Source organism: Leisingera sp. SA215 (assembly GCF_055902035.1).
This window is the reverse complement of the sequence record NZ_JBVVXU010000027.1, coordinates 48,204-56,872: the sequence shown is the minus strand read 5'-3', so window position 1 is coordinate 56,872 and position 8,669 is coordinate 48,204. Positions and strand designations below refer to the sequence as shown.

5 protein-coding genes are annotated in these 8,669 nt (G+C 60.9%); 1 reads left to right on the top strand and 4 read right to left on the bottom strand.

Annotated features, from left to right (window positions below; all coding sequences use genetic code 11):
• Positions 1-453: 453 nt before the first annotated feature.
• Together AC0KW6_RS19900 and AC0KW6_RS19895 are read right to left on the bottom strand one after the other, a co-directional pair.
• A complete protein-coding gene (locus AC0KW6_RS19900) occupies positions 454-1,179 on the bottom strand; it encodes an NAD(P)-binding domain-containing protein (RefSeq protein ID WP_474035827.1) in 726 nt (241 codons plus the stop codon).
• Position 1,180: 1 nt separating this feature from the next.
• A complete protein-coding gene (locus AC0KW6_RS19895; RefSeq protein ID WP_474035826.1) occupies positions 1,181-3,226 on the bottom strand; it encodes an oxidoreductase in 2,046 nt (681 codons plus the stop codon).
• Positions 3,227-3,365: 139 nt separating this feature from the next.
• On the opposite strand from AC0KW6_RS19895, the gene AC0KW6_RS19890 reads away from it, so the two are divergent.
• The gene (locus AC0KW6_RS19890) at positions 3,366-3,980 is read left to right on the top strand and encodes a TetR/AcrR family transcriptional regulator (protein WP_474035825.1); all 615 of its coding nucleotides are present in this window, start codon (positions 3,366-3,368) and stop codon (positions 3,978-3,980) included.
• A 139-nt stretch (positions 3,981-4,119) separates the two neighbouring features.
• Here the strand turns inward: AC0KW6_RS19890 and fdhF are convergent, their stop codons facing one another.
• Positions 4,120-6,894: a formate dehydrogenase subunit alpha gene (fdhF, locus tag AC0KW6_RS19885; RefSeq protein ID WP_474035823.1), complete on the bottom strand. Its 2,775-nt coding sequence runs from the start codon at positions 6,892-6,894 to the stop codon at positions 4,120-4,122.
• 3 nt (positions 6,895-6,897) lie between these two features.
• Positions 6,898-8,586, bottom strand: coding sequence for an NAD(P)H-dependent oxidoreductase subunit E (locus AC0KW6_RS19880; protein WP_323780895.1), 1,689 nt, complete (start codon positions 8,584-8,586; stop codon positions 6,898-6,900).
• Positions 8,587-8,669 lie beyond the last annotated feature (83 nt).

Here is an 8,669-nt window from a genome sequence, read left to right as displayed (position 1 = left end):
CTGCGTCGCCGCCGCCCCGTCCGGTGTGTCCCGCTGCGCCTCAGCGCCGCCGGTGAGGGGGCTTTTACGGTTCACCCCCCAAACCCGCAAGCCCAAAATCGCAAAAAACAAAACTTTCTGCCGTGAAAAACCACAATCACTGCAAAATCAATAACTTACGCCGGAATAAACTCGCGCCCCCTGCCCCGCCTCCCGCCATCAGAACCGCCGCACCCCGCTCCAAACCCCGCCCCGGACCCCGCCGCCCCGGGATCCGGCGGACTTACCCACAGACCACCCCGCCTTATCCACAGGCCACCTCCGGAATCACAGAAAATCACCCCCGAAAAACGAGTCGCCCCGCGTCTTTCCCCGCAACAACTCGCCCGGAAAGGCCGCCAAAGCCCAATGCGGCATCAGACCCGAACTAGATCGGACAGAACAGCCGCCGTTCAGGTCAAACAACCAGGCCCCTCAGTGTCCGAAGGCACTCAAACCCTCCGCAAGGCTGTTGCGCAGACCGGCCTCCTCCATATGAAGCCGCAGCCGCTGGTTATAGCCTCCAGGGGTATTCAGCGCGTCGATCAATTCCGCGCAGCCGGATGCGTGGAGGCTGGTCGACACCAGCAACCGCAGAAAGGCCTCTCCCTGCGCCTTGTCCGAGACCCGATCGCCGAGCCATTCTGCGGCGTCCCCCACCAGGCGCACCACTGGCGAGAGCACCGCCTGCGCCGAAAGGTAGGCATTCAGTTCCGCCCCGTCCTGAAGCGCAAAAATCCTGTTGTCCGGCTCGAAGATCCGGCCCACCAGCGCGGTGTCGCCCAACACCATGACCGGAGAACCGCCCAAGGCTATGCCCGGAAAGGGGATCATCACTGAAGCGGCTACAGCCGGAGCGGTCAGCTCTGCCACCCGGCCAAGATCCGCACCAGCCATGAAAGAAATCACCCGCTGGTCTTCACGGAAATCCAGTTCCTTCAGAACGCCCTCAGCGGTCTCTGCCATCAGGCCGAGGAAGACCACATCGCTGGCATCGATCACCGCCTGATTGCCAGCCGCCCTGACATCTCCGAACGCCTTGGCAAGCATCGCGGACTGAACTTTGCTGCGCTCCGACACCGTAATTTGGTGCCCCTTGCCAGCTAGCCCCCGCACCACGGCAGTAGCAATGGTGCCGCACCCCAAAAACCCCAAACGCATATCAGATATCCTTCATCAGCCGCAGCGCATCATAGACCGCCGCGTGCGTATTGCGGGCGGACACCGCGTCACCGATGCGGAACAACTGGAATTGACCTGACGGGTTGGACGCTATTCTTTGCGAGTTGCCCGCAATCAACGCATCCTGGTCGATTTCGCCGCAGTTGGACGAGAGATCTTTGAGATCAAAATACAGATCGTCCAGCGGCAGCGTCCCATAGTTCAGAACCACCTGATCATAGTCGGCCCTGTACACATGACCGCTGTAGTCGGTCCCGATTGCCGCGGTCAGCTTATTTCCGTTTCGTTCGACCTCCAGCAGGCGGCGGGTCACGGTGAAGGTGACAGCCTTGTCCTGCAGCGCCCGCATGTAGGGCACAAGGTTCATCGCCATGATATCCGGAGCAAAGGTACGGTCCGGGGTCATCACCTCGACTGCGGCACCGGCATTGGCAGCAATTTCTGCGGCCATCAGTCCGGGGTGGTCGCCAGCCTCGTCATAGATCAGCACATTTGCGGCCGGTTTCACATCGCCGGAAATGATGTCCCAGGCCGAGACCGCATGCGGAGTATCCCGGCGGGTTTCGAACAATCCGGTGTTTGGCATGCCCCCCGTAGCGATAATCACCGCATCCGGGTTCAACGCGGCCACGTCCCCGGCATCAGCCCAAGTGCTGAACCGGAACTCAACATCACGGGCGGCGCACTGCGCCATGCGCCAGTCGATGATACCAATCATCTCGGCCCTGCGCGGGTTCTGCACAGTCAGACGGATTTGGCCGCCCGGCTCTGCCGCGGCCTCGAACACGGTGACATGATGGCCCCGCTCTGCGGCCACCCGCGCGGCCTCCAGCCCGGCAGGGCCTGCTCCGACAATCACGATCTTCTTACGGGTCTCTGCAGGTGCAATTTCGTGCGGCATGGTCAACTCACGGCCCGTTGCCGCATTGTGGATGCACAGCGCATCCCCCGCCTGATAGATCCGGTCGAGGCAATAAGTAGCTCCAACACAAGGGCGGATGTCATCTTCGCGCCCCTCAATGATTTTCTTTACCACATGCGGATCCGCCATATGGGCGCGGGTCATGCCGACCATGTCCAACAGCCCTTCTGCAACCGCATGACGTGCGGTTGCCACATCCGGGATTCGGGACGCGTGGAAGGTTGGCATGCCGGTTTCCGCGCGCACGGCCCCAGCCAGATCCAGATGCGGCGCGCTGCGCATTCCCTGCACCGGTATCATGTCGGTCATCGCAGGGTCGGTGTGGATTCTGCCCCGGTTCACATTGAAGAAATCTACCTGCCCTGTGGCTTGAAGAATGCGAGCTATTTCCAGCCCCATTTCCGGAGTGATCCCGCCTTTCTGCGTCTCATCGGCACCGAAGCGGACACCGATAACGAAGTCATTGCCCACCCGCTGCCGCACGGCATCAATCACATCACAGGTCAGCTTCATCCGGCTTTCCAGACCGCCCGCTCCGTAAGGGCCGTCCAGATCGTTGGTCAATGGGGAGATGAACTGATCCAGAAGGTGACCATGGGTCATGATCTCTATGCCATCCATGCCACCTTCTTTCATCCGCTCCGCCGCGGCAGCGAAATCCGTGATGATGCGGGCGATATCCCAGTCTTCCGCCAGCTTGGGGAACGCATGGTGCGCAGGTTCGCGGTGGCGTGTGGAGGACACCGCAGGCAGCCAGTCGCCTTTGTTCCAGCCTGTCCGGCGGCCCAGATGGGTAAGCTGGATCATCACGGCTGCGCCATGCTCATGCACCTGGTCGGTCAGGTTGCGGATCCACGGCACCACCTCGTCCTTGTAGGCCAGTATGTTGTTGAAAACCGGCGGGCTGTCCTTGCTGACCGCCGCCGATCCCGCTGTCATCGTCAGCGCCACGCCGGCTTTTGCCCGTTCCGCGTGATAGGCAGCATATCGCTCCTTGGGCATCCCGTCCTCCGGGTAGGCCGGCTCATGGCTGGTGGTCATGATCCGGTTCCTTAGGGTCAGGTGTTTTAATTTGTAGGGCTGCAGCAGCGGGTCCTTGGACATGGTGCGGATCTCCTGGAGCGGTGTCTGGACAAATGCGGTTTCGGCGAGTCGCGAACCGCACTCGACACATATGTCATTTAAACAACCAGTCCTGTCAAGAAAAGTTGCACCTGTCCTGCCCTGCTGATATGTCTGCCGCATGGACACTCAGGACATAACCCGCACCCGGCTGGGTGAAGAAGACTGGCTATCAGCCGCCTACGAAGTACTGACCGAAAGCGGCGTCGAAGCAGTGAAAGTGATGCCGCTGGCCAAGCGGCTTGGCGTCGCCCGCACCAGTTTCTACTGGCACTTCAAAGACCGCGAGGCGCTTCTGGAAGCGATGGTGCAGCGATGGGAGGAAAAGAACACCGGAAACCTGATCGCCCGGTCCGAAGCTTATGCCGAAACCATTGCCGAGGCGCTGTTCAACCTGTTTGACTGCTGGATTGACGCCGACCTGTTCGATTCCCGGCTGGATCTGGCCATCCGCAATTGGGCGCGGAACGATCCCGGCCTGCAGGCACGGCTGGACCAAGCCGATACCCGGCGCGAGCAGGCATTAACAGAGATGTTCATCCGCTTTGGATTCAGCCCCGGCGTCGCACTGATCCGCGCCAGGGCCATGATCTACACCCAAATCGGCTATATCTCCATGCAAGTGAGCGAAAGCACCGGCTACCGGATTTCGCTTATGCCCGGCTGGGTCGAGGTTTTCACCGGAACGCCGCCGTCACAACGGGACCTGGACCGCTTTCTGGCCCGCCATAGCTGACTGGACTTAACTCTCAGCGCACAGCAGACCGTCGGCCAATCTCAATATCCTGATGGATAATCCGGCCCCCAAAACCGTAAAGCGGGCGCGAAACCGTCAGCTTCGCGCCCGCCATAATTTCACTCATGCGCTACAGGTTTTATTCGGCGGCAATCTTGCTTTCCACCTTCTCGACCCGCACCGCCGAGAACTTGAACTCGGGAATTTTCCCATAGGGGTCGATCGCCGGGTTTGTCAGGATGTTGGCCGCCGCCTCAACATAGGCAAACGGTACAAACACCATATCCTCGGCAATCGCCCGGTCGGCGCGCGCCATGATCTCGATCGAGCCGCGGCGGGTTGAGAGACGCACCATCTCGCCCGGCTCCACACCCATCGTCCGCAGGGTTTTCGGGTTGAGCGAACAGTTCGCCTCCGGCTCCACCGCGTCCAGCACCAAAGAGCGGCGGGTCATCGACCCAGTGTGCCAATGCTCCAACTGGCGGCCGGTGGTCATGATCATCGGGTATTCCGCATCCGGCGCCTCATCCGGCGGGATCACCGAAGCCGGCGTGAAGCGGGCACGTCCTTCGGGACGCGGGAAGCCGTCACCAAACACAATCGCCTGACCGGGGTCGGTCTCATGCAGCGACGGATAGGTGATGGTCTCGGTCTCCAGACGCTCCCAGGTGATGTTGTCGAGGGACTTCATGTTCAGCTTCATCTCGGCGAAGACTTCGCTGACATCCTTGTAGTCCCAGGGCAGGCCGATGCGCTGCGCCAGCTCGACGGTAACCTTCCAGTCCTCGCGCGCGTCACCCGGAGGCGCCACGGCAGGACGCACACGCTGCACCTGGCGGTTGGTGTTGGAGACCGTGCCGTTCTTTTCATAAAGCGCCGAGGCCGGCAGGATGATATCGGCAAAGTTTGCCGTCTCGGTCAGGAAGATATCCTGCACGATCAGCAGTTCCAGCTTGGCAAAGGCATCCCGCGCGTGATCGGCATCCGGGTCCGACATCGCCGGATTCTCGCCCTGGATATACATGCCCTTAATATTGCCGGCATAGGCCTGGTCAACGATCTCGGTCACGGTCAGGCCCTTCTCGTTCGAGAAGTCGCCGCCGCCCCAGACATCGGTAAAGCTCTTGCGGACATCATCCGAGGTTACGGTCTGATAGTCCGGCAGGAACATCGGGATCAGGCCTGCGTCAGACGCGCCCTGCACGTTGTTCTGGCCGCGCAGCGGGTGCAGGCCGGCGCCCGGCTTGCCCACATTGCCGGTCATCAGCGCGAGGCTGATCAGACAGCGCGAGTTGTCGGTACCGTGGATGTGCTGGGAAATGCCCATGCCCCAGAAGATCAGGCCGGCGTCGGCACCCGCAAACAGGCGCGCCACGCGGCGCAGCTGATCCGGTTCAATACCGCAGATTTCCGACATTTTCTCGGGCGTGAACTGCTTCAGGTGCTCTTTCTCGGCTTCCCAGTTCTCGGTCCAGCGGTGGATGTACTGGCTGTCGTACAGCTCCTCCTCGACGATCACATTCATGATCGCGTTCAGCATCGATACGTCGGCACCGGGGCGAAACTGCAGCATTTCATCTGCATAGCGGCGCATTCCGACCCCGCGCGGATCCATCACGATCAGCTTGCCGCCGCGTTTGGTGAACTGCTTGAAGTAGGTCGCCGCAACCGGGTGGTTCTCAATCGGGTTGGCGCCGATGATGATCGCCACATCGGCGTTTTCGATCTCGTTGAACGTCGCGGTAACCGCACCGGACCCGACGTTTTCGATCAGCGCCGCAACCGAGGACGCGTGGCACAAACGGGTGCAATGGTCGACGTTGTTGTGCTTAAAGCCCTGACGAATGAACTTCTGAAAGAGGTAAGCCTCTTCGTTGGTACATTTTGCCGAGCCAAAGCCTGCAACCGCTTTCGGATCTTCATCCCGCAGCTCGATCAGGCGTTTACCGGCCAGATCCATCGCTTCTTCCCAAGTCGCTTCGCGGAAGTGCGTCGACAGGTTGCCCGGATCGACGTTCAGGCCCTTAGCAGGCGCATCTTCGCGACGGATCAGCGGCTTGGTCAGGCGGTGCGGGTGGTGGATATAGTCAAAGCCGAAGCGGCCTTTGACACACAGGCGGCCTTCGTTTGCCGGGCCGTTGATGCCTTCGACATATTTGACCTTGCCATCCTTCACCTTCAGCGACACCTTGCAGCCCACGCCGCAGAACGGGCAGACGCTTTCGGTCTCGGAGTCGAAATCCTTGCTGTCACCGACTTGGTTGTCATCCATCACGGTTGCAGGCATCAGCGCGCCGGTCGGGCAGGCCTGCACACATTCGCCGCAGGCCACACAGGTTGAGGCCCCCATCGGGTCGGCAATGTCGAAGGTCGGAAAGGCATCGTGGCCGCGGCCCGCCATTCCGATCACGTCGTTGACCTGAACCTCACGGCAGGCGCGCACGCACAGACCGCAGGAGATGCAGGCGTCCAGGTTCACCTTCATGGCGACGTGGCTGTCATCCAGCAGCGGAATACGGCCCTCTTCCAGCTTGGGGAAGCGGCTTTCGGTAACACCGTTCAGCTCTGCCATGTCCCACATGTGAGAGGACTTGTCGTGCGCCTCTTCCCGCTTGGGCTGGTCGGCAACCAGCAGTTCCATCACCATCTTGCGGGCGTTCTCAGCCCGCGCGTTGTTGGTGGTGACAACCATGCCGTCGGCGGGTTCGCGGATACAGGAGGCGGCCAGCGTGCGCTCGCCCTCGATCTCCACCATGCAGGCGCGGCAGTTGCCATCCGGGCGATAGCCCGGCTGCGGTTTGTGGCACAGATGCGGGATCTTCAGTCCGCGTCCGTTGGCCACTTCCCAGATGGTCAGACCGGCCTCTGCCGTGACCTTTTCGCCATCAAGTGTGAAAGTAATCTTGTCGCTCATGGCTTATACCTCCTCTGGGAAGTGCTTGATGGTCAGGCGGATCGGATTCGGCGCCGCCTGGCCCAAACCGCAGATCGACGTATCGACCATCGCCGTGCTCAGTTCCTCAAGCAGGCCCTGATCCCACTTCTTTTCGCTCATCAGCTTCACAGCTTTTTCGCAACCCACCCGGCATGGGGTGCACTGGCCGCAACTTTCGTCTTCGAAGAAGCGCAGCATGTTCAGCGCGGCGTCGCGGGCGGAGTCCTGATCGGACAGAACCACAACAGCAGCAGAACCGATAAAGGTTCCATGCGGCTGCAGCGTGTCAAAGTCGAGCGGAATGTCGTTCATCGACGCAGGCAGCAGACCCGAAGACGGGCCGCCCGGCTGGTATGCCTTGAAGGCATGACCGTCGATCATGCCGCCGCAGGCTTCGATGATGTCAGTAATAGTGGAACCGGCGGGCAGCAGATGCACGCCCGGGTTCTTCACCCGCCCAGACACCGAGTAGCTACGCAGCCCCTTGCGGCCATTCTTTTCAACCGAGTTCAGGCATTCCGGCCCTTCGCGGTTGATTTTGCAGACCCAGTACAGGGTTTCCACGTTATGGACGAGAGTCGGGCGGCCAAAGACACCCACCTGCGCCACAAACGGCGGACGGTGGCGCGGCTCGCCGCGCTTGCCTTCGATCGACTCGATCATCGCGCTTTCTTCACCGCAGATATAGGCCCCTGCCCCGCGGCGCAGATCGATGTAGCCTTCATCGACAATGCCTGCGTCTTCCAGCGCCTTGATTTCGGTGGCGAGGATCTCCAGCACCGCCGGATATTCGTCACGCATATAGATAAAGGCTTTCTCGGCCTCGACCGCCCAGGCAGCGATCAGCATGCCTTCCAGGAAAATATGCGGCGTGCGCTCCAGGTAGTAGCGATCCTTGAATGTGCCAGGCTCGCCCTCGTCACCGTTCACGGCCAGGTAACGCGGGCCCTCGTTGGCACGGACAAAGCCCCATTTGGTGCCGGACGGAAAGCCTGCGCCGCCAAGGCCGCGCAGGCCAGCTTCTTTGACTTTCGCCTGAACCGCTTCCCAGTCGCCGTTTGCACGCAGGTCTTTCAGCGTAGCATAGCCACCTTCCACTTCATACGCGGCGAAGGTTTCATACTCGGGGATATGCGCGTGAGTATCGTCCGCTGCAATCGCCGCTTCCACCTTTTCGACGGTGGCGTGGTCAATGTGGTTGTGGCCGATCTCCAGCACCGGAGCGGTGTCGCAGCGGCCCATGCAGGGCGCGCGCAGAACGCGGACCTGGGAGGCATCCAGACCGTCTTCCAGCGCCTTTTGCAATTGTTCGGCCCCAGCCAGCTCGCAGGAGAGCGAATCGCAGACCCGGATGGTCAGCGCCGGCGGCGGGGTCTCGCCTTCCTTCACCACATCGAAGTGGGCATAGAAGGTTGCAACTTCATAGATTTCCGCCTGCCCCGTACGCATTTCTTCGGCCAGCGCCCGGATGTGCGCGGCACTGAGGCAGCCGTATTTGTCCTGAATCAGGTGCAGAAACTCGATCAGCAGGTCGCGGTTGCGCGGGCGGTCACCCAGCAGCTCCTGAACCTCGCTCAGCGCAATGTCGTCAACCTGGCGGCCTTTGGGCGTTCTGCGCCCTTTGCCTTTGCCGGACTTCCATACGCCCTTGCTATCATCCAATGGTGCCATGGGGTCCTCCAGTCAGCACGTAATCCAGCTCGAAATGCCATCAAGAATGAATATCGTCAAATCTAGAATACCGATTGCACGAT